Origin of the sequence: Streptomyces sp. NPDC006512, assembly GCF_040611935.1 — a bacterium.
In the GTDB taxonomy this organism is placed as follows: domain Bacteria; phylum Actinomycetota; class Actinomycetes; order Streptomycetales; family Streptomycetaceae; genus Streptomyces.
In genome coordinates this window covers 1-20233 of sequence record NZ_JBEXPG010000064.1, presented here as the reverse complement: position 1 = coordinate 20233, position 20233 = coordinate 1, and the positions used below count along the sequence as shown (strand labels likewise).

The following is a 20233-nucleotide window of genomic DNA, read 5'->3' as shown; positions in this document are numbered from 1 at the left end:
CCCGCGACACCGGTCCGTCCGAAAAACATCCTTCACGGCCCTGGGCTCCTCAGGACCGCCTCGCTACCCTCCGCGCATGATTTCCACGGTGGTCTGGGGAACAGGCAACGTCGGCCGCGCCGCGATCCGCGCCGTCGAGGCCCACCCGGCGCTCGAACTCACGGCAGTGATCGTCCACAACCCCGGCAAGGTCGGCCGCGACGCGGGCGAACTCGCCGGACTCGACCGTCCGTTGGGGGTGGCGGCGACCGACGACATAGAAGCGGTGCTCGCCGCCCGTCCCGCCGCCGTCGTCTACGCGGCCTCCGGCGACGTACGCCCCGACGACGCCCTCGCCGACATCGCGCGCGCGATCTCCGCCGGGGCGGCCGTCGTCAGCCCCGCCCTGTACCCGCTCTACGACCACCGCAACGCCCCGCCCGAGTTCCGCGAACCGGTGCTCGCCGCCGTCGAGGCCGGCGGGGGCTCGCTCTTCGCCTCCGGCGTCGACCCCGGCTGGGGCAACGACGTCCTGCCCCTGCTCCTGAGCGGCCTCGGCACCACCGTCGACGCCATCCGCTGCCAGGAGATCTTCGACTACTCCACGTACGACCAGCCGGACTCGGTCCGCTACCTCGTCGGCATGGGCCAGCCCATGGACTTCGAGCCGATGATGCTCATGCCCTCGGTCCCCACCATGGTCTGGGGCGGCCAGATCCGCATGATGGCCCGCGCCCTCGGCGTCGAACTCGACGAGATCCGCGAGACCTCGGACCGCCGCGCACTCGACACCACCGTCACCACCCGCACCATGGGTGAGTTCGAGGCCGGCACCCAGGGAGCCATCCGCTTCGAGGTCCAGGGCATCGTTGAGGGCGAGCCCCGCATCGTCATCGAACACGTCACCCGCATCCACCCCTCCTGCGCCCCCGACTGGCCCGTTCCGCCCGACGGAGCCGGGGCCCACCGGGTGGTCATCGAAGGCCGCCCCCGCATCGAGGTCACCATCGAAGCCACCGACGAGGGCGAGAACCGCTCCGCGGGCGGCAACGCCACCGCCGTGGGCCGGCTGGTCGGAGCCATCGACTGGCTCGTGGCCGCCGGACCAGGACTCTACGACGCGCTCGACATCCCGCTGCGTCCCGCAGTCGGCAAACTCGGAAGGAAGCAGCCGTGAACATCGACATCCCCGAAGGCCAGCACCCCATCGAGTACGTCTGGGGGGACATGGTCCCCGGCATCGGCATGGCCGCCGCCAACTTCTCGCTCTCCGTGTACGCCCACACCACCCTGGGACTGCGGGAGTTCGAGGCGGCCCGGCTGCGCATCGCGCAGATCAACGGGTGCGTGTTCTGCCTCGACTGGCGCACCGACCGGGACGGCGAGAAGGTCGAGGAGGAGTTCGCCGACGCGGTCACCGAGTGGCGCACCACCAAGGCCTTCGACGACCGCACCCGCCTGGCCGCCGAGTACGCGGAGCGCTACGCCCTGGACCACCACAACCTCGACGAGGAGTTCTGGGAGCGGATGACCGCCCACTACAGCCAGTTGGAGATCGTGGAGCTGAGCATGAGCATCGGCTCCTGGCTCGCGTTCGGCCGCCTCAATCACGTGCTGGGCCTCGACAGCGTCTGCATGCTGCCGGGGCGCTGACCCCCGGTCCCGAGCCGCCGGCGGGCTCCGGGGAGCCGACGGGCTCCGGGGGAGCCGACGTGCTGCGGGGCCGGCCGGAGGTTCCGGCCGGCCCCGCAGTCCGGTCGCCGTCAGAGGTCAGTGGCGATGATCTTCTCGATGTTGCGCTCCGCGAGCGCCGTGATCGTCACGAACGGGTTGACGCTGGTGTTGCCGGGGATCAGCGCTCCGTCGATCACGTACAGACCGGGGTGGCCGTGCAGGCGGCCGTAGTTGTCGGTGGCCTTGTTCAGTACCGCACCGCCGAGCGGGTGGTAGGTGAGGTGGTCGCCCCAGATCTTGTTGGTGCCGAAGAGGTCGGTCCGGTAGATCGTCCCCTCCTTGGAGTTGATCTTGTCGAAGATGGTCTTCGCCATGTCGATGGACGGCTGCTTCCAGGAGGTCTGCCAGTTCAGGACGGCCTTCCCCGCCGCCGCGTCGTAGCTGAACTCGGCACGGTTCGGGTTCTTCGTGATCGACAGGTAGAAGGAGGCGTACGTCTCGATCCCCGTCGGCAGCGGGGCGACCTCGGCGAAGGCGCCGCCCGCGTCCCAGTTGTCGATGCCCCCGCAGGGAATGGAGGCCTGCACCTTTCCGGTCGCGTCCCACATGTGGTTGGCGCGGCCGCACATCACGTTCCCGTTGTCGCCCCAGCCCTTGCCGATCTCGTTGTTGAGGTTCGGCAGCGCCCCGGTGGCCTTCAGCTTCACGAGGAGCTTGCTCGTGCCGACGCTGCCGGCCGCGAAGAACACCTTGTCGGCGACGACGGTCTTGGTGGCGACGGTGTCGCCGGTGGTGTTCAGCTGCTCGATGACGACCGTGTAGCCGCCACCGGCCGAGGGGGAGACGGTGGTGACCCGGTGCAGGGGCGAGATGCTGACCTTGCCGGTCGCGCGGGCGGCGGCGATGTAGGTCTGCTGGAGGGACTTCTTTCCGGCGTTGTTCCCGTAGAGGATCTCGCCGGCCACCGCGGACTTGGGGACGGTCCCGGCGACCTCCTTCTTCATGTAGTCCCAGTCGTAGACGTCCGGCACGAACACGAAGGGGAAGCCGGAGCGCTGCGCGTGCTTGCGGCCGACGCGGGCGAACTGGTAACAGTCCACCGTCTCGAACCAGTTGGGGTCGATGAGCCCGACGCCGAGACCGGCGTTGGCCCGCGGGTAGTAGGTGTCGTACATCTCGTCGGCGTTCACCGACGGCAGGATCGAGGCGAAGTTCTGCCGCTTGGGAGTAACCGCCATGCCACCGTTGACGAGCGAGCCGCCGCCCACCCCGCGCCCCTGGTAGACGATGATCCCGCCCATCTCCTCGGCGTCCAGGATGCCCGTGTACTTCGGGACGTCCTTGTCGATCGGGAAGCCGAGGAAGTTGCTCAGGGGCGCCTTCGTCCTGGTGCGCAGCCAGTAGGAACGGTAGTCCGGCTTGGTGGTGTTGGCGAAGATCTTCCCGTCGGTGCCCGGGGTGTCCCAGGCCATGCCCATCTCGATCATCTGTACGTCGACACCCGCCTGGGCGAGGCGCAGCGCGGCGACGGAACCGCCGTACCCGGTGCCGATGACGAGGACCGGGACATGGGCCCCGGACTCGATGGGGGCGTTGGCGACGGCGGTTCCGGCGGAGGCCCTCGCCTGGGCCGGTGTGGTGTTGACCGCCAGGGCCATGGCTCCAAGAATAGAACCAGTTCCAGCGAGAAATCCGCGACGGGAAACACCCTGGGAAACCTTGCTGTTCAGGCTTTTGTCACTCATGTGACGTTCCTCACTCTCGACGGAGTGAGAACAAGTTCTAACCGCGCCTGCCTGGTAAGTCACTACATACGTCGAGGTAACTTGTGACTGATTCCGGCTGCTGTGGCCTGCTGGGCCTGATGGTTCGTCCCGCACGCCGGGCGGGCGGGGCGGCGGCGACACCCGCCGGGGCGCAACGGGCGGCGGCCGCCCGGGAGTCCGTACCCCGTACCCTGGGCGCATGCCGGTACTCGAAGCGGACGACCCGCTGGCCGTCGCCGTCACCACCGCCATCCGCGCCGGCGACCTCCCCGAACTGCGACGCCTGCTGGACGCCCACCCCGGGCTCGCGGCCACCCGCATCGTCCGGCGCGGCCCGGCGGCAGGAGAGCGCAGCCTGCTCCACGTGGCGACCGACTGGCCCGGCCACCACCCGGACACCGCCGAGGTCATCCGTACCCTCGTGGCCGCCGGCGCCGACCCGGCCGCGCGGTTCGTCGGCGCGCACGAAGAGACCCCGCTGCACTGGGCCGCCAGCAACGACGACGTGACCGCCCTCGACGCCCTCCTCGCCGCCGGCGCCGACATCGAGGCCCCGGGAGGCGTCATCGGCGGCGGCACCCCGCTCGCCGACGCCCGCGGATTCGGCCAGTGGCGGGCCGCCCGCCGCCTCCTCGCCCACGGTGCCCGCACCGACCTCCACGACGCCGCCACCCTGGGCCTGCTCGACCGTGTCACCGCCCTGCTCGCCGCTTCCCCGCAGCCGGAGGGCGAGATCACGAGCGCCTTCTGGGGAGCCTGCCACGGCGGCCAGCTGTCCACGGCCCAATACCTTCTGTCTCAAGGGGCGGACGTCAACTGGATCGGCTACGACGACCTGACCCCCCTCGACATCGCCCTGACCAGCACGAACACCCGCCTGACCGGCTGGCTGCGCGATCGCGGCGCGCTCACCCGGGCCGAAATCCCGCCGAGTTGACACAAGAAACGTGTGGATCTTCGGCCCGGGCCGTGTCATGGTTGGTCTCGCCGAAGGGGTGTAGCTCAGATGGCCAGAGCAACGGTCTCCAAAACCGTAGGTCGCAGGTTCGACTCCTGCCGCCCCTGCCACACGTGAACAGCGGGTTCACGCCGAACGCCCACGCGGAAGCCGTTCCCGCGTGGGCGTTCTCCGTTGCCCCAGTCGCCGATGCCGCCGCTGCCCGCCGGTCACGGGGAAATGTGGGTGGCAGGGGTCCGGTGCGCGGATAGCCTGGTCCGGACACCGAACCGGGGGATCAGCATGAGCGACACCACCGCGCTGGGCGACCGCATGAAGCGGTACGAGGCCGCGCACAAGACGGTCCTGCCCCGCCGCACCTACACCATCCTCCGGCTCGACGGCCGCGCCTTCCACACCTACCTGCGGGACGCGGAGAAGCCGTTCGACATGACGTTCGTCGGGGACATGGCCGCCGTCACCGAGGCCCTCTGCGCGGAGGCGGCCGGTGCCGCGATCGCCTACACCCAGTCCGACGAGATCAGCCTGCTCCTCACCGATTTCGCCACCCCCGGCACCGAGCCGTGGTTCGGCGGGGTGGTGGCCAAGCAGCTGTCCGTCTCCGCGTCGCTGGCGACCGCGGTCCTCAACGAGCGCCGCCCCGGCCGGCGGGCGCTCTTCGACGCGCGCGTGTTCACGATGTCGGATCCGGTGGAGGTGGCCAACTACTTCCTGTGGCGCCAGCGAGACGCCGTCCGCAACAGCATCTCCATGGCGGCCCAGGCCCACTTCTCCCACAAGCGCCTCCACCGCGTGTCCACCGGCGAGATGCAGGAACTCCTGTGGTCGGAGAAGGGCGTGAACTGGAACGACTACCCCGAAGCCTGCAAACGCGGCCAGGTCGCGACGAGGCTGACCGGCGAGCGCGCCGTCGAGTACGTCGACAAGCGGACCAGGGAGACCACGCGTACGACGGCGGTCCGCTCCTGGTGGGAGGTCGACGGGGCGCCGCACTTCACGACCGAGCCCACGGGGTGGCTGGCCCGGATGATCCCCGCGATGCCGGTCCTGACGTCGGCAGCCCCGTAGGGCGGCGGCGCGGACGGCCGCCTCCGCGCGGCCGGCCCGTCAACGCTGGGTGCGGTGACGGGCGGAACCGGGCCGCGGCACCCGCGCGGGCTGCCGGGCTACTGCGGGGACGGGGTGTGCTGCGTCACCTCGTCACGGATCAGGTGACGGTGCTGCTCGTACACGAGGCGGGCGTCGTCGCTGGGAATCGGGTCGCTTCGCATGCCGCAGGCGCACGTCACGGTGGTGAGTCCGGTCAGGGTCTGGTGGACCTGGCCGTGGCTGTCGGTGTAACTGTCGCCCTGGTGGTTCTCGAGGCGGAGGCGGTGGCGGGAGGCAGGGGGCTTGCTCATGGACCCATCATCGCTGCTGGGAGGCCCCGGTACCGGCTGCGGCTCGTTCCCGGACACCCGGCGGGGCCACCTGCCCGCCCCGTGAGCAGCCGCGGAACGAGCCGGGCCGTTTCCGTCAGCCGCCGTACGGACGGGTGATGATCTCCATCCCATGCCCGGAGGGGTCCGTGAAGTAGCAGCCGCGGCCGCCGTCGTTGTGGTTGATCTCGCCCGGGTGCTTGCCGTGAGGGTCGGCGAAATACGGTACGCCCCCCGCCCGGATCTTCTCGAACGCCGAGTCGAACTCCGCTTCCGAGATCAGGAACGCGTAGTGCTGCGCGACGATGGACTCCGCCGGGATGGTCGCGAAGTCGAGGGTGACCCCGTTGTCGGTGCTCACCGGGATGAACGGGCCCCATTCGGGGCCGACTTCGAGACCGAGGATGTGCGCCAGGAATTCGGCGGACTCCCGGTTGTCCCGGGAGTGGATGATCGTGTGGTTCAGCTGGACCGACATGTGTGAATGCCTCCGCAAGGCACGTCACGGACACCTCCATGCCTCACCCGGTCGGTGACCGACACGCGATGCCGTCTCATGATCCTAAACAGGCCATCCGGGTGAAGTCCAGCGAAATCCGACCTGCCGGTCCCCGGCCCGGGGAGGTTCCGTACCCGTTCCTCAGGGGTTTCCGCGGCGCCACCAGCCGCCCCTTGGCCCATGGACCGCCTAGGCTGCCCTCCGTACAGGTGATCGCCAACTGCCCTCGGGGGAGAGCAACATGACAACCGGCACGCCGCACGGCGGACCCCACGAGCCGACCGCGATCCGGAAGCTGTGGCAGCTGCTCGAACCGCTCCACGCCCTCGCCTACTTCGCTCCCGAGTCCTACGAGGAGGCGGGCTCCCTCGGCTACGACACCGGCGAACGCTGGCCCCTCTACTTCGCGTTCCGCGCCGCACCCCTCGGCCCGGTCACACCCCGGCTGGTCACCTCCCTCTTCTACGGCTTCGCCCCGCCCATGGTGGAACGCCACGTATCCCGGGCGTGGCGGACCGCCCCGCCGGAGCGGGTCCTCGCGGCCCGGGCCACCGCCACCGACCGGGCCCTGCGCGCCCTGCTCGGCCCGCGTACCGACTCCCGCGACCTGGCGGAAGCCGCACGGATCGCCCGCCGGGCCGCCGAGGCCGCCCCGACCGCCGGCCGTCCGCTGGCCGCGGCCAACGCCGCACTGCCCTGGCCGCAGGCCCCGCACACGGTGCTCTGGCATGCGGCGACCATCCTCCGCGAGCACCGCGGCGACGGCCACCTCGCCGCCCTGCAGGCCCATCACCTCGACCCCGTCGAGTCGCTGGTGCTCCAGGCCGGGGTCGGGGCCGCCCCGGTGGAGGCCTTCGAGAACCGCGGCTGGTCGGCGGACGAGTGGAGCGCCGCCGAGGGCCGGCTCACCGCCCGGGGGCTGCTCGCCCCGGACGCCTCGGCCACCGAAGCGGGCCTCACCCTGCGCACCACCGTCGAGCGGCTCACCGACGAACTCGCCACCGCCCCGTGGGCCGGACTCACCCTGGACGAGACGGCGCGGCTCGCGGAACTGCTCCTCCCTCCCGTGCTCGACGTCGTCGGCACCGGCCTGCTGCCGGCCCAGGGCACTCTCGGCATCGGCATGAAATACGACTACACGGCCTGAGCCCGCCGCCCCGCCGGACCGCACTGTGTTCCAAGCGCTGCGTATTCCAAGCCTTCCGTGTTCCAAGCGCTCCGTGTTCCAAGCCCCCGTGCTGCAAGCCCTCCGTCCGGTCTGCTCCTGGGAGTACGACCGGGCGAAGCCCGCCGCCCGCGCGGTTCATCGCCTACTCGACGTGCCGCCGGTACCGGTCGACCACCTCCCGGAGCACCTCGGAGCCGTCCCGCGCCCACAGGCCCGGATGGAAGATCTCCACTTCCACCGGCCCCCGATAGCCGCAGGCGTCGGCCAGTTCCCGGAATCCCCGCAGGTCGACGCAGCCGTCGCCCAGCTGCCCCCGGCCGAGCAGCACCCCCTCCGGGAGCGGAGTCACCCAGTCGGCCACCTGCACCGACACGAGCCGCCCGCCCCTCCCGGCCCGACGCAGGTCGGCGGGCAGCCGCTCGTCCCACCACAGGTGGTACGAGTCGGCGACGACGCCGACCCGGTCCGCCGGGAACCGCTCGGCGATGTCGAGGGCCTGGCCCAGGGTGGAGACCACGCAGCGGTCCGCCGCGAACATCGGATGCAGCGGCTCGATCCCCAGCCGCACGCCGAAACGGGCGGCCCAGGGCGTCAGGTCGCCGAGCACGTCGACGATCCGGTGCCGGGCCCCCACCAGATCGCGGTCACCGGCCGGCAGGCCGCCCGAGACCAGGACCAGCACCTCCGCGCCCAGCTCGGCCGCCTCCTCGACGGCCCGCCGGTTGTCACGGAGCGCCGCGGCCCGCCCGGCCGGATCGGCGGCGGTGAAGAATCCGCCCCGGCACAGCGAACTCACCCGCAGCCCCGCCCCGGAGACCAGCTTCGCCGTCTTCCGCACCCCGAACTCCCGCACCGGGTCCCGCCACAGCCCCACCGCGCCCACGCCCGCCGCCGCGCACCCCGCGACCAGCTCGGGGACCGACCACTGGCGGATCGTCTCCTGGTTCAGGCTGAGCCGGGCCGGGGCCGTCGCGGCCTTCACGAGGACACCCCGTACACGTCCAGGAGCCGGCGCATCCGGGCTTCGGCGAGCCCGGGATCGGGGAACAGACCGAGCCGGTCGGCCAGTTCGTACGCCGTCGCCAGGTGGGGGAGGGAACGGGCGGACTGGAACCCGCCCACCATCGTGAAGTGCTCCTGGTGGCCCGCCAACCAGGCCAGGAGAACCACTCCCGTCTTGTAGTGGCGGGTGGGCGGGGAGAACAGGTGCCGGGCCAGCGCGACCGTCGGATCCAGCAGCTCCCGGAAGCGGTCCGCGTCACCCCGGTCGAGGGCGGACGCGGCGCGGGAGGCAATGGCGGCGATGGGATCGAATATCCCCAGGAGGGCGTCGCTGGCCAGATTCCCGTCCCCGGCGATGAGCTCCGGATAGTGGTGGTCGTCGCCGGTGTAGCACCGGACCCCCGCCGGCAGCCGCCGTCTGATCTCGACCTCCCGTTCCGCGTCCAGCAGCGACACCTTGATGCCGTCCACCTTCTCCGGACGCTCGGCGATGACCTTCAGGAAGACGTCCGTGGCCGCCGCCGGATCCTCGTGGCCCCAGTAACCCGCCAGTTCGGGATCGAACATCGGTCCGAGCCAGTGCAGCACGACCGGGCGGGCGCTCTGGCGGAGCAGCCCCGCGTACACCTCCAGGTAGTCCTCCGGGCCGCGGGCGGCCGCGGCCAAGGCCCGCGATGCCATCAGAACGGCACGGGCTCCGCACGCCTCCGTATGCGCGAGCTGCTCCTCGTAGGCACCGGTGATCGAGGCCAGGGAATGCGGCCGGCCCGGAGCCAGCTGATCCGTGCCCGTTCCGCAGACGATCGCGCCTCCCGCCGCGCGGGCCTCGGCCGCCGAGCGGCGGATCAGTTCTGCCGCTGCCGGCCAGTCGAGGCCCATCCCGCGCTGGGCGGTGTCCATGGCTTCGGCGACCCCGAGCCCCCGCTCCCACAACCGGTGCCGGAAGGCGAGCGTGGTCTCCCAGTCGACCGCAGGGCCGCTGTCGGCCGAGGAGGCGAGCGGGTCGGCGACCACGTGGGCGGCGGCGTAGAAGGCACGGCTGCGGGCCGGGCCGGCGACGAGGGCCGGCAGCGGGGCGGTGTTCGGCCGGTGCAGCCGGAACCCGCCGTCCACCGAAGGGAGCCGGATGCCGTTCACAGGGTCACCTCGGGGACCACGAGACGCCGTCCCTCGGCGGAGGAGCGGAGCCCGAGCTGGGCCAGCTGCACCCCACGGGCTCCGGCCAGCAGGTCCCACCGCCAGGGTTCGTCCCGTACGACGTGGCGCAGGAAGAGCTCCCACTGGGCCTTGAAGCCGTTGTCCGAGGGGGTGTTGTCCGGTACCTCCTGCCACTGGGAGCGGAAGGGCTCGGCCTGCGGCAGGTCCGGATTCCACACCGGTCTGGGTGTCGTGGCCCGGTGCTGGATCCGGCAGCCGCGCAGCCCGGCGACGGCCGAGCCGTGCGTACCGTCCACCTGGAACTCCACCAGTTCGTCACGGTGCACCCGCACCGCCCAGGAGGAGTTGATCTGCGCGACGACTCCGCCCTCGAGCTCGAACATGCCGTAGGCGGCGTCGTCCGCAGTGGCCTCGTAGGGCTTTCCGTCCTCGTCCCAACGGCGGCCGATGTGCGTCCGGGTGAGGGCCTGCACCGTGCGGACCCGGCCGAACAGTTCGTGCAGCAGGTACTCCCAGTGCGGGAACATGTCGGCGACGATTCCGCCGCCGTCCCTCGTCCGGTAGTTCCAGGACGGGCGCTGCGCCGCCTGCCAGTCCCCCTCGAACACCCAATAGCCGAACTCTCCGCGTACGGAGAGGACCTCTCCGAAGAAGCCGCTGTCCATCAGCCGCTTCAGCTTGAGCAGGCCCGGCAGGAAGAGCTTGTCCTGGACCACGCCGTGCTTGACCCCGGACGCCGCAGCGAGCCGGGCCAGTTCGAGGGAGGACTCGAAGGTGAGCGCGGTCGGTTTCTCGCAGTACACGTGCTTCCCGGCCGCGATGGCCTGCCGGACCGCCGGCTCGCGGGCACCGGTCACCTGGGCGTCGAAGTAGACGTCCACCGTGGGATCGGCCAGTACTGCCTCCAGGTCGGTGCTGACCCGTTCCAGGCCGTGCCGCTCGGCGATGGCCCGCAGCGCGTCCTCCCGGCGGCCGACCAGAACGGGCTCCGGCCAGATCACCGATCCGTCGCCGAGGTCCAGCCCGCCCTGCTCGCGCAGTGCCAGCAAGGACCGGACCAAGTGCTGCCGGTATCCCATCCGTCCGGTCACGCCGTTCATGGCGATCGTGATCGTCCTGCGTTCCACGGGGTCCCCTCCGTCTTCTCGTCGGTCGTGCCCATTCGATAGAAAGCGCTTTCTGTCTCATCAGCCTAGGACCTGAATTCAGTGCAGGGCAACACTCGTTCGAGGGATAGAAAGCGCTTGCTGAATCGGTGACGATGGAGATCCACACACCGGATGAGACGATGACCGGGGGCAGCCCGAGAGGGCAGAAGGAGAGGTGCGGCATGGCGATCACGCTTGCCGAGGTCGCGGCGCACGCGGGCGTATCGGCCGCGACGGTCTCGCGCGTACTGAACGGCGGCTACCCGGTGGCGGGCGGCACGCGGACCCGGGTGGAACGGGCCGTCGAAGAACTGGGATACGTCGTCAACGGTCCCGCCCGGGCGCTCGCGGCCGCCACCTCCGATCTGATCGGGGTGCTCGTCCACGACGTCGCCGACAGTTTCTTCGGGGTCCTGGCCGGCTCCCTCCAAAGGGCCCTGGACACCACCGACCGGGCGGAGCCGCGCCGACTGGCCGTCGTCTGCAACACCGAAGGCGCCCCCGCCGCCGAAATCGCCTACCTCACCCTGCTGGAAGGGCAGCGGGCCGGCGGCGTCGTCCTCACCGGCGGCGCAGTCGAGGATCCGGACCACACCGCCGCGCTGGCCGCACGGGTCTCCCGGATAGCGTCCACCGGATCGCCCGTGGTCCTGTGCGGCCGCCCGCCGCTGCCCGTCGACGGCGGACTGCCGGTCGCCACCGTCATGTTCGACGACCGAGGAGGCGCCTTCCGGCTCGCCGAACACCTTCTGGCGCTCGGCCACCGGCGCATCGCCTACGTGGCCGGCCCGCCCGGACTGAGCACCAGCAGGGAGAGGCTCGCCGGACACCAGGACGCCCTGACGCGTCACGACCCCGCCTTGCCCGAGGCCTGTGCTCCGCTCACCGTGCACGCCGGCTTCGAGCGGTCCGCCGGTTACGACGCGGCGCGTGAACTGCTCCGGCGCGGGAAGCCCTTCACGGCCGTCGCGGCCGCCAACGACACCGTCGCCACGGGCGTCACCGCCGCCCTGCGTGAAGCGGGCCTACGCATCCCCGAGGACGTCTCCGTCGCCGGCTTCGACGACCTGCCGTTCTGCGTGGACACCGCACCCGCCCTCACCACCGTCCGCGTGCCGCTGCGTGAAGCCGGAGTGCTGGCCGCCCATCTGGTGACCGGCCGCCGGTCCCCACCCCCGGGAGGCATCACCACGTTGCCCACCGAGCTCATGGTGCGCGGCTCCACGGCCCCGCCGCCCGAGGGGAGCGGGCCGTGAAGTACGCCTTCTCGACGCTGGGGATGCCCGGAACCCCGCTCGCGCGGAGCGCCGCGCTGGCTGCCGAACACGGTTTCGACGGCCTCGAAGTGCGCGCCCACCCCGAGGAACCGCTCCACCCGGGGAGCCCGCCCGCGGACCGGGCCGCAGGGCTCGGGGCCGTCACCGGAGCCGGAGTGACCGTGCTCGGCGTGGCCGGCTACGCCCGGGTGGCGGCGCCCGGGGAGGACGAGCCCGTCCTCGCCGAGCTGAGGGCCCTCGTCCGGCTCGCCTCCGATCTGGAGGCCCCCCATGTGCGGATCTTCCCAGGAGGCGGGGAGCTGCCGCCGGCCCAGGCCGATGCCAACGCCGTGCGCCGGCTGCGGGAGGCGGCACCGTTCGCCGACCGGCACGGGGTGCGGATCCTGCTGGAGACCCACGATTCGCACCGCAGCGCGGCGGCTGCCGCCCGGGTACTGGACGAGGTGGCGCATCCCGCGGCGGGAGCCCTGTGGGACGTACTGCACACCTGGCTGGCGGGGGAGGAGGCGCGGGAGTCGCGAAGACGGCTGGGCCGGCACCTGGGCTACGTACAGGTCAAGGACGTGGCGTCGGCGCGGGAGCTCACCCCGCTCGCTCTCGGCGCGGGTGTGCTGCCGCTCGCCGAGGCGGTGGCCGCCGCACCGACCGACGGCTGGCTCTGCTGGGAGTACGAGCGGCGTTGGTACCCCGAGGCCGCCGAACTGGCCGGACGGCTGCGGGCGGGCCGGGAGCACCTGGAGCGGCTGGTGGCGCGAGGCCGCCCGGCGAAGTAGGGGAGGCGGCCCCGGTCCACGGGGTGACGGAAGCCCGGGCGGCGCGGGTACCGCCCCAGCTCCTCGACTGCGGTGGCCGCCGGCCGCTCCACCTCGCCGCCCAGTGATCCGGTCGCACGGGGCGGCCTGGAATGAGCGTTTCGATCGAATCAGATGGCCGTTCGGGGCGACCCGGCCGCTGCCCCTGCGTGCGGATGGTCAGGCGCGGAAGGAGTCTCACGTACAGGAACGGGCTTGCCTGTCGGCGCCGGTGAGGCCTTCCTGTGGGCGCACCCTACGGGGCCGTCCCCGGCGTCGTGAACAACCGAATCGATCGATTCGATTGATTTCGTTCAACCGGTCATTGACGGGGTGGAGGAGACGTTCATATATTCGGCGGCATCCCGCACCTCACGGCAGCTCGACCTCTTCCGGGAGACACCGCATGCTCACGCACGACCAGGACGGATTCCGCCGGGCGGGGCGCCCCCACCGCATCGTCTCGGGGGCCCTGCACTACTTCCGGGTCCATCCCGAGCTGTGGGAGGACCGGCTGCGTCGGCTGCGGGCCATGGGGGCCAACACCGTGGACACGTACGTACCGTGGAACTTCCACGAGACCGCCCCGGGCAAGGCCGACTTCACCGGCTGGCGCGACATCGGACGCTTCCTGCGAACGGCCCAGGACCTCGGACTCGACGCGATCGTCCGGCCCGGCCCCTACATCTGCGCCGAATGGGACTTCGGAGGCCTGCCCGCCCGCCTCCTCGCCGTCGACGGACTGCACCTGCGCTGCTCCGACCCCCGCTTCCAGGCCGAGGTGGACGGCTGGTTCGACCTCGTCGTCCCCGAGCTGCTGCCCCACCTCGCGAGCCGCGGGGGCCCGGTGGTCGCCGCGCAGATAGAGAACGAGTACGGCTCGTACGGCAACGACGCGCGCTACCGGGCCCACGTCGACCGCGCCCTGGTGGAACGCGGCCTCGACTGCCTGCTGTTCACCGCCGACGGCCCCGAGGACGCCATGCTCCAGGGCGGCACGCTCCCCGGCCGGCTGGCGACCGCCACCTTCGGAGCACGGCCCGCCGAACGCCTCGACGCCCTGCGCCGCTACCAGCCCACCGGCCCCCTCGCGGCGATGGAGTTCTGGATCGGCTGGTTCGACCACTGGGGCGAGGGCCACCACGTCCGCGACGTCCGGGACGCCGCCGACTCCCTGGACGAACTCCTCGCCACCGGAGCCTCCGTCAACCTCTACATGGCCCACGGCGGCACCAACTTCGGCTACGGGGCGGGCGCCAACCACACCGGATCACGCCCCACGGACCCCGGCTACCAGCCCACCGTCACCAGTTACGACTACGACGCCCCGATCGGTGAGGCGGGCGAACTCACCGCGAAGTTCCACGCTTTCCGCGAGGTCATCGGCCGGTACCTGCCCCTCCCCGACGGCCCGCTGCCCGCCCCGCCACCCCGGATGACCCCGGCCAGTGCGGTCCCGGCCGGGAGCGCGCCGCTCCTCGCCGCGCTCCGCCCCCTCGGCGGCGAGCCCGTCCCGCGCCCCGCCCCCGAGTCCATGGAGAAGCTCGGCCAGGACCACGGACTGATCCACTACCGCACCACCGTCACCGGCCCGCGCCCCGCCATGCCCGTCAGGATCGACGGGCTCGGGGACCGCGCGTACCTCTTCGCCGACGGCCAACCCGTGGGCGTCCTCGACCGCAATACCCCGGACGAGGGCATCGACCTGCCCGTCGGGGAGTCCGGAGTGGTCCTCGACATCCTCGTACGGGCGCAGGGCCGGGTGAACTACGGGCCGCTGCTCGACGACCGCAAGGGCATCTGGCGCGGAGTCCGCCACGGCCACCAGAACCTGTTCGAGTGGGAGATCACCCCACTGCCCCTCACCGACCTGACCGCCCTCGACTGGCCGACCGCCGACCGTGCGAACCCGACGGCCCCCGCCAAGGCGGGGGAGCCCGCTTTCCACCGCTTCTCCCACACCCTCGACGAGCCCCCGGCGGACGGGTTCATCGACGTCTCCGGCTGGGGAACCGGCCTGATGTGGCTGAACGGATTCCTCCTCGGCCACTACGACACCCCGCGCGGCCCCCAGCGCACCCTCTACGCACCCGCCCCCCTGTGGCGCTCCGGGGCCAACGAGATCGTGCTCCTCGAACTGGAACGCCCCGGCACCGAACTCCCGCTGCGCGACCGTCCCGACCTCGGCCGGCCCACCGCCGTCATCCCCCAGTGAGAGAAGATCCGCACGTGAAGCGCACGAGCACCCGCCTCGCCGACGGTCGCGAGATCCTCTACTACGACACCGGCGACGGCGCCGCCCGCGCCGTCCCCGACACCCGCCCCCTCGAAGTCGCCCGCACCTCCTCCGAGGTGCGCCGGGACCCGCTGCTCGGCGACGCCGTCGTCATCGCCTCCCACCGCCAGGGCCGCACCCACCTCCCGCCCGCCACCGACTGCCCCCTCTGCCCCTCCGCCCCCGGCCGCGCGAGCGAGATCCCGGCACCCGACTACGAGGTGGCCGTCTTCGAGAACCGCTTCCCCTCCCTCGCCGGGGACACCGGCCGCTGCGAGGTCATCTGCTTCACCCCCGACCACCGGACCTCCTTCGCCGAACTCGACGAGGAACGCGCTGCGCTGGTCTTGGCCGCCTGGACCGACCGCACCGCCGAACTCTCCGCACGCGACGGCGTCCGCCAGGTCTACTGCTTCGAGAACCGGGGCACCGAGATCGGCGTCACCCTCGCCCACCCCCACGGCCAGATCTACGCCTTCCCCTTCGTCACCCCGCGCACCACACGCATGCTCGCCACCGTCGCCGCGCACCGGGACCGCACCGGCGGCAACCTCTTCGAGGAGGTCCTCGCCGCCGAGCGGGCCGACGGCAGCCGCCTCGTCCTCGCGGGGGAGCACTGGAGCGCCTTCGTGCCCTACGCCGCCCGCTGGCCGTACGAGGTCCACCTCTACCCGCACCACCGCGTCCCCGACCTGCCCGCGCTCGGCGACGCGGCCCGCGCGGAACTGCCCGGGCTCTACCTGGAACTGCTCCGCCGCTTCGACCGGCTCTTCGGGACGCCCGGCCCGACCCCGTACATCTCCGCCTGGCACCAGGCGCCGACGGGGGAGGGGCGCGAGGACTTCGCGCTCCACCTGGAGCTGTTCACCGTCCGGCGCACCGCCGACAAGCTGAAGTACCTGGCGGGCACCGAATCCGGCATGGAGGCCTACATGAACGACGTCCGCCCCGAGGACGCCGCCGCCCGGCTGCGGGAGGTGGCCGGCCCGTGAGCCGCACCGCGCAGCAGTTCCGGGACCTGTACGGGATCCCGCCCGAAGGGGTGTGGGCCGCGCCCGGCCGGGTCAACCTCATCGGTGAACACACCGACTACAACGACGGCTTCGCGCTGCCCTTCGCGCTCCCGCAGCGCACGGAGGTGGCAGCTGCCCGCCGCACCGACCGGAGCCTCAGACTCCACTCCGCCGACGTCCCCTCCGGCGTGGTCACCCTCGACCTCGCCGCGCTCGACCCGGCCCGCCCCCCGCACGGCCCCGCCGGCTGGACCGCCTACCCCGCCGGGGTGGCGTGGGCGCTCCTCGACGCGGGCCTCCCGATCGGCGGCGCCGACCTGCACGTACGGTCCGACGTACCGGCCGGGGCGGGCCTGTCCTCCTCCGCCGCCCTGGAGGTGGCCACCGCCCTCGCCCTGACCGGGCTGTACGGGATCCCGCTCGCGGGCGCGGCGCTGGCGGCCCTCGCCCGCCGCGCGGAGAACGCGTACGTCGGGGTGCCCTGCGGGATCATGGACCAGACGGCCTCGGCCTGCGCCACCGAGGGGCATGCCCTGCGCCTCGACACCCGCAGCCTCGAACAGCGGCACATCCCCTTCGACTGCGCCGCCTCCGGGCTGCGGCTGCTCGTCGTCGACACCCGGGTCAAGCACGACCTCGTCGACGGGGCCTACGCGGAACGCCTCGCCTCCTGCCACCGGGCCGCCGCAGCCCTGGGACTGCCCGCGCTGCGCGACCTGCCGTACGCGGACCTGCCGGAGGCCCTGTCCCGGCTCGGCGACCCGGTCTCGCGCCGCCGGGTACGGCCCGTCGTCACCGAGAACGAACGGGTCCTGCGGGTCGAGGAGGTGCTGCGCGCCGGACGGCTACGGGCGGCCGGGCCGCTGCTGACCGAGGGCCACGCCTCGCTGCGCGACGACTACGAGGTGTCCTGCCCCGAGCTCGACCTCGCGGTGGCCACCGCCAACGCGGCGGGCGCGTACGGGGCCCGGATGACCGGCGGCGGATTCGGCGGCTCCGCCCTGGCCCTGATCGACGCGGACGCCGAGGCGGAGATCACCCGGGCCGTCGTCGCCGCCTTCGCGGCGGCGGGCTTCACCGCCCCGCGGGTGAGCCGGGCCGTACCCTCCGCGGGCGCGGGCCGGATCCTGTAGCCGTACCGCGGGCCAGGCGTGGCCGAGGCGGCACCGGCCGCGTCGGCCTGCCGTCCAGTAGGTTGGAAGCGGGGTGAAAGCGGCAATCAGGAGGAAATCGGTGAAGGCTCGGGTGCAGGACCTTTCGGACCGGCTCGTCGCCAAATGGACCTCGCCGACCGGCGTCGAGCTCATGGCCGCGGGAGCCGTCGTCGTCGACGGCCTCCTGCGGCACGGTCCGCTCTCCCCGGAGAAGGCGGGCGAACTGCTCGGCTGGCCGGCCGACGAGGTGCTCTCCCGCTTCCACGCCATGAAGTTCGACCTGGAGACGGAGGCGGAAACGGGGGTGGAGACCTGGCACGGCATCCAGGACTCCGGACCGGGATCCGGTGACATCGTCGGCGCAGGAGTGTCCCTGAACTCCGCGCGCCCGTACTCCATGGAGCTCCGGGGGCAGCGGGTCTACGGCTGGTGCGTGATGGACGTGCTGATGTTCCCCGTGGTGTTCAAAGAGGCCTCCAGCAAGGTCACCGGACGCTGCGCCGCCACCGGCGTTCCCGTCTCCCTCACCGTCACCCCGGACGGGGTGCGCGACCTGGTTCCGGCCGACGCCGCCGTCACCCTGGCCCCGGCCACCGGAGCCGACATCCGCGAGGTGTTCTGCGACCGCGTCAACTTCTACGCCACCGCCGACCTCGCCCGGGCGGCGGCAGACCGGGACCCCGACCTCGCCGTCTGCTCGGTGGCCGAGGCCTGGTCCGTCGGCAAACGCCTCGCCGACCTCTTCTGACAGGCCGGCCCGACAACCGGCCGAAGCGACCGACCACCCCCCGCCCAGCCCCCCAACGCCTCCCCGCCGTCACCTCCGCCGGCACCCGCCGGGGGCGCGGCCGGAGGCGTCTCGGATTGTTCACGCGACGCCGTACCGCCGGCCAACGCGCCAGCCTAGACTGATCACTTCGCTGTTCAGGCACCGGACGATCGCGGAGGAACGAACCACATGCGCTACAACCCCCTGGGCCGGTCGGGACTCCAGGTCTCCGCCGTCGGCCTCGGCTGCAACAACTTCGGCGGCCGTCTCGACGCCCGTGCCACCCGCACGGTCGTCGACGCCGCCCTCGACGCCGGGATCACCCTCCTCGACACCGCCGACATCTACGGCGGCGCCGGCGGCTCCGAGAGCCACCTCGGCCAGGCCCTCAAGGGCCGCCGCGACCAGGTCGTCCTCGCCACCAAGTTCGGCTACGACGGCGTCGACATGGGGTACGGACCCGCCGCCGGATCCCGGGGCGGCCGCGCCTACGTCCGGCGCGCCGTCGAGGCCTCCCTGCGCCGCCTGGAGACCGACCACATCGACCTCTACCAGCTGCACAGCCCCGACCCGGCCACCCCCATCGCCGAGACCCTCGCCGCGCTCACCGAACTCGTCACCGAGGGCAAGATCCGCTACATCGGGCACTCCAACCTCAGCGGCTGGCAGCTCGCCGAAGCCGCCCACGTCGCACGCGAGACCGGCGCGGCCCCCTTCGTATCGGCGCAGAACGAATGGTCGCTGCTCCAGCGGTCCGCCGAACGGGACCTCGTGCCGGCGGCCCTGCACTACGGAGTCGGGGTCCTCCCGTACTTCCCCCTCGCCAACGGCCTGCTCACCGGCAAGATCCGTCGCGGCGCCCCCGTCCCGGCCGGCTCCCGCCTCGAAGGTCGCGACGCCTACCTCACCGACGCACGCCTCGACACCGTCGAGGCGCTCGCCGCGATCGCCGAGAAGTACGACCGCACCGTCCTGGAACTCGCCATCGGCTGGCTGTCCGCGCAGCCCGGCTGCGCCTCCGTGATCGCGGGCGCGACCTCCGCCGAGCAGGTGCGCGCCAACGCGGCCGTCGCCGACCGGCCACTGGAGGAGGAACTGCTCGCGGAGATCGACGCCGTGGCCGGAACACCCGCATGACGGTCGCCGGGGCCGCCACCGGGCCGCTGCGCTGCGCCGTCCTCGACGACTACCAGGGCGCGGCCACCACCCTCGCGGACTGGTCTCCAGTCACCGCCCGGGGCGTCGAGGTGCTCACCTTCGCCGACCACCTCGACGACGAGGACGAACTCGCCGCCCGCCTGGCCGGCTTCGACATCGTCGTCACCCTCCGCGAACGCGTGGCCTTCCCGGCCGGCCTCCTGGACCGGCTGCCCCGCCTCAAGCTGCTGGTCGCCAGCGGCATGCGCAACTCGGTCATCGACTACGGGGCCGCCGCGCGCGCCGGCGTGACCGTGTGCGGCACCGCCAGCTCCTCCACCCCGCCCGTCGAGCTGACCTGGGCCCTGCTCCTGGGCCTGGCCCGGGGCATCGCGGCCGAGAGCGCGGCCCTGCGTTCCGGCGAGGGCCCCTGGCAGCGCACCATCGGCGCCGACCTGCACGGGCGGCGCCTCGGTCTGCTCGGCCTCGGCAAGATCGGCAGCCGGGTCGCGCGGATCGGCCTCGCCTTCGGCATGGAAGTGTCGGCCTGGAGCGCCCACCTCACCAAGGAACGCGCCGACGAGGTGGGCGTGGACCTCGCCGGATCCCTGGCGGAACTCCTCGCCGAGGCCGACTTCGTCTCCGTCCACCTCGCGCTCGGCGACCGGACCCGGGGCCTGGTCGGGGCCCCCGAGCTGGCCCTGATGCGTCGGCACGCCTACCTCGTCAACACCTCCCGCAGCGCCATCGTCGACCAGGACGCCCTCCTCGACGCCCTGCGCGCGCAGCGCATCGCGGGCGCGGCCCTGGACGTCTTCGACACCGAACCGCTGCCCGCCGGGCACCCGCTGCGCACCGCCCCGAACCTCCTCGCGACGCCGCACCTGGGCTACGTCACGCGGGCCAACTACGCCACCTACTACGGCGAAGCCGTCGAGGACGTCCTCGCCTTCCTCGACGGCTCACCCGTACGCGTCCTGCCGTAGCAGGCGCTGACCTGGCCGGGGCATGCCGGTCCGAACATGATCCTCGATGACGGTGGTGACG

General features: G+C 72.3%; 19 protein-coding genes and 1 tRNA gene. 14 read left to right on the top strand and 6 right to left on the bottom strand.

The features are described 5' to 3' along the window. The first annotated feature begins 76 nt into the window (after positions 1-76). Together ABZZ17_RS32645 and ABZZ17_RS32640 are read left to right on the top strand one after the other, a co-directional pair. Positions 77-1156, top strand: a complete 1080-nt coding sequence (locus ABZZ17_RS32645) for a dihydrodipicolinate reductase (protein WP_356881554.1) — start codon at positions 77-79, stop codon at positions 1154-1156. Beyond that, positions 1153-1632: a carboxymuconolactone decarboxylase family protein gene (locus tag ABZZ17_RS32640; RefSeq protein WP_356881552.1), complete on the top strand. Its 480-nt coding sequence runs from the start codon at positions 1153-1155 to the stop codon at positions 1630-1632. The genes ABZZ17_RS32645 and ABZZ17_RS32640 overlap by 4 nt, the downstream gene beginning before the upstream one ends. 110 nt (positions 1633-1742) lie before the next feature. Here the strand turns inward: ABZZ17_RS32640 and ABZZ17_RS32635 are convergent, their stop codons facing one another. Then, on the bottom strand, positions 1743-3398 hold the full coding sequence (locus ABZZ17_RS32635; protein WP_356881550.1) for a GMC oxidoreductase: 1656 nt from the start codon (positions 3396-3398) through the stop codon (positions 1743-1745). 220 nt (positions 3399-3618) lie between these two features. Here ABZZ17_RS32635 and ABZZ17_RS32630 point away from each other — a divergent pair, with 220 nt between their 5' ends. The 3 genes from ABZZ17_RS32630 (at position 3619) to ABZZ17_RS32620 (ending at position 5445) form a co-directional block, all read left to right on the top strand. Beyond that, complete coding sequence (locus ABZZ17_RS32630; protein WP_356881548.1) at positions 3619-4356, top strand: ankyrin repeat domain-containing protein; 738 nt, start codon at positions 3619-3621, stop codon at positions 4354-4356. Positions 4357-4410: 54 nt separating this feature from the next. Then, positions 4411-4487 (top strand) — tRNA-Trp (locus tag ABZZ17_RS32625). A 172-nt stretch (positions 4488-4659) separates the two neighbouring features. After that, positions 4660-5445, top strand: a complete 786-nt coding sequence (locus ABZZ17_RS32620) for a tRNA(His) guanylyltransferase Thg1 family protein (protein ID WP_356881546.1) — start codon at positions 4660-4662, stop codon at positions 5443-5445. Between the two features lie 98 nt (positions 5446-5543). On the opposite strand, the gene ABZZ17_RS32615 is transcribed toward ABZZ17_RS32620, so the two are convergent. Then, positions 5544-5777: a hypothetical protein gene (locus tag ABZZ17_RS32615; RefSeq protein WP_356881544.1), complete on the bottom strand. Its 234-nt coding sequence runs from the start codon at positions 5775-5777 to the stop codon at positions 5544-5546. A gap of 115 nt (positions 5778-5892) precedes the next feature. Beyond that, complete coding sequence (locus ABZZ17_RS32610) at positions 5893-6273, bottom strand: VOC family protein (protein ID WP_356881542.1); 381 nt, start codon at positions 6271-6273, stop codon at positions 5893-5895. 262 nt (positions 6274-6535) lie between these two features. Between ABZZ17_RS32610 and ABZZ17_RS32605 the strand changes: the two genes are divergently transcribed. Continuing rightward, positions 6536-7441 (top strand): hypothetical protein, encoded by a 906-nt coding sequence (locus ABZZ17_RS32605; protein WP_356881540.1) that lies wholly within the window; start codon positions 6536-6538, stop codon positions 7439-7441. A gap of 163 nt (positions 7442-7604) precedes the next feature. Here the strand turns inward: ABZZ17_RS32605 and ABZZ17_RS32600 are convergent, their stop codons facing one another. The 3 genes from ABZZ17_RS32600 to ABZZ17_RS32590 are packed head-to-tail and all read right to left on the bottom strand — an operon-like array spanning position 7605 to position 10749. Continuing rightward, entirely contained in the window at positions 7605-8444 is an 840-nt protein-coding gene (locus tag ABZZ17_RS32600) for a sugar phosphate isomerase/epimerase family protein (protein WP_356881538.1), read from the bottom strand. Then, positions 8441-9601 (bottom strand): dihydrodipicolinate synthase family protein, encoded by a 1161-nt coding sequence (locus ABZZ17_RS32595; protein ID WP_356881536.1) that lies wholly within the window; start codon positions 9599-9601, stop codon positions 8441-8443. The genes ABZZ17_RS32600 and ABZZ17_RS32595 overlap by 4 nt, the downstream gene beginning before the upstream one ends. Beyond that, positions 9598-10749, bottom strand: a complete 1152-nt coding sequence (locus ABZZ17_RS32590) for a Gfo/Idh/MocA family oxidoreductase (protein ID WP_356881534.1) — start codon at positions 10747-10749, stop codon at positions 9598-9600. The genes ABZZ17_RS32595 and ABZZ17_RS32590 overlap by 4 nt, the downstream gene beginning before the upstream one ends. A gap of 203 nt (positions 10750-10952) precedes the next feature. Between ABZZ17_RS32590 and ABZZ17_RS32585 the strand changes: the two genes are divergently transcribed. From ABZZ17_RS32585 to ABZZ17_RS32550, 8 genes are all read left to right on the top strand, one after another. Next, the gene (locus tag ABZZ17_RS32585; RefSeq protein WP_356881532.1) at positions 10953-12026 is read left to right on the top strand and encodes a LacI family DNA-binding transcriptional regulator; all 1074 of its coding nucleotides are present in this window, start codon (positions 10953-10955) and stop codon (positions 12024-12026) included. Beyond that, on the top strand, positions 12023-12820 hold the full coding sequence (locus ABZZ17_RS32580) for a sugar phosphate isomerase/epimerase family protein (protein WP_356881530.1): 798 nt from the start codon (positions 12023-12025) through the stop codon (positions 12818-12820). The genes ABZZ17_RS32585 and ABZZ17_RS32580 overlap by 4 nt, the downstream gene beginning before the upstream one ends. Before the next feature lie 424 nt (positions 12821-13244). Continuing rightward, complete coding sequence (locus ABZZ17_RS32575; RefSeq protein WP_356881528.1) at positions 13245-15053, top strand: beta-galactosidase family protein; 1809 nt, start codon at positions 13245-13247, stop codon at positions 15051-15053. 14 nt (positions 15054-15067) lie between these two features. Continuing rightward, the gene (gene galT / locus ABZZ17_RS32570) at positions 15068-16105 is read left to right on the top strand and encodes a galactose-1-phosphate uridylyltransferase (RefSeq protein WP_356881526.1); all 1038 of its coding nucleotides are present in this window, start codon (positions 15068-15070) and stop codon (positions 16103-16105) included. Next, positions 16102-17259 carry a galactokinase gene (galK, locus tag ABZZ17_RS32565; RefSeq protein WP_356881524.1) on the top strand — a complete coding sequence of 386 codons (1158 nt, stop codon included), beginning with the start codon at positions 16102-16104 and terminating at the stop codon, positions 17257-17259. The genes galT and galK overlap by 4 nt, the downstream gene beginning before the upstream one ends. 100 nt (positions 17260-17359) lie before the next feature. Further along, the gene (merB, locus tag ABZZ17_RS32560; protein WP_356881522.1) at positions 17360-18028 is read left to right on the top strand and encodes an organomercurial lyase; all 669 of its coding nucleotides are present in this window, start codon (positions 17360-17362) and stop codon (positions 18026-18028) included. A 210-nt stretch (positions 18029-18238) separates the two neighbouring features. Then, positions 18239-19186, top strand: a complete 948-nt coding sequence (locus tag ABZZ17_RS32555) for an aldo/keto reductase (protein WP_356881520.1) — start codon at positions 18239-18241, stop codon at positions 19184-19186. Then, positions 19183-20172 carry a D-2-hydroxyacid dehydrogenase family protein gene (locus tag ABZZ17_RS32550; RefSeq protein ID WP_356881518.1) on the top strand — a complete coding sequence of 330 codons (990 nt, stop codon included), beginning with the start codon at positions 19183-19185 and terminating at the stop codon, positions 20170-20172. Before ABZZ17_RS32555 ends, ABZZ17_RS32550 begins: the two co-directional genes overlap by 4 nt. Positions 20173-20233: the final 61 nt, after the last annotated feature.

Coding starts and splice junctions, on each gene's coding strand:
- ABZZ17_RS32645 (WP_356881554.1), top strand. CDS start 77: ATGATTTCCACGGTGGTCTGGGGAACAGGCAACGTCGGCCGCGCCGCG.
- ABZZ17_RS32635 (WP_356881550.1), bottom strand. CDS start 3,398: ATGAGTGACAAAAGCCTGAACAGCAAGGTTTCCCAGGGTGTTTCCCGT.
- ABZZ17_RS32630 (WP_356881548.1), top strand. CDS start 3,619: ATGCCGGTACTCGAAGCGGACGACCCGCTGGCCGTCGCCGTCACCACC.
- ABZZ17_RS32620 (WP_356881546.1), top strand. CDS start 4,660: ATGAGCGACACCACCGCGCTGGGCGACCGCATGAAGCGGTACGAGGCC.
- ABZZ17_RS32615 (WP_356881544.1), bottom strand. CDS start 5,777: ATGAGCAAGCCCCCTGCCTCCCGCCACCGCCTCCGCCTCGAGAACCAC.
- ABZZ17_RS32610 (WP_356881542.1), bottom strand. CDS start 6,273: ATGTCGGTCCAGCTGAACCACACGATCATCCACTCCCGGGACAACCGG.
- ABZZ17_RS32605 (WP_356881540.1), top strand. CDS start 6,536: ATGACAACCGGCACGCCGCACGGCGGACCCCACGAGCCGACCGCGATC.
- ABZZ17_RS32585 (WP_356881532.1), top strand. CDS start 10,953: ATGGCGATCACGCTTGCCGAGGTCGCGGCGCACGCGGGCGTATCGGCC.
- ABZZ17_RS32575 (WP_356881528.1), top strand. CDS start 13,245: ATGCTCACGCACGACCAGGACGGATTCCGCCGGGCGGGGCGCCCCCAC.
- ABZZ17_RS32555 (WP_356881520.1), top strand. CDS start 18,239: ATGCGCTACAACCCCCTGGGCCGGTCGGGACTCCAGGTCTCCGCCGTC.
- ABZZ17_RS32550 (WP_356881518.1), top strand. CDS start 19,183: ATGACGGTCGCCGGGGCCGCCACCGGGCCGCTGCGCTGCGCCGTCCTC.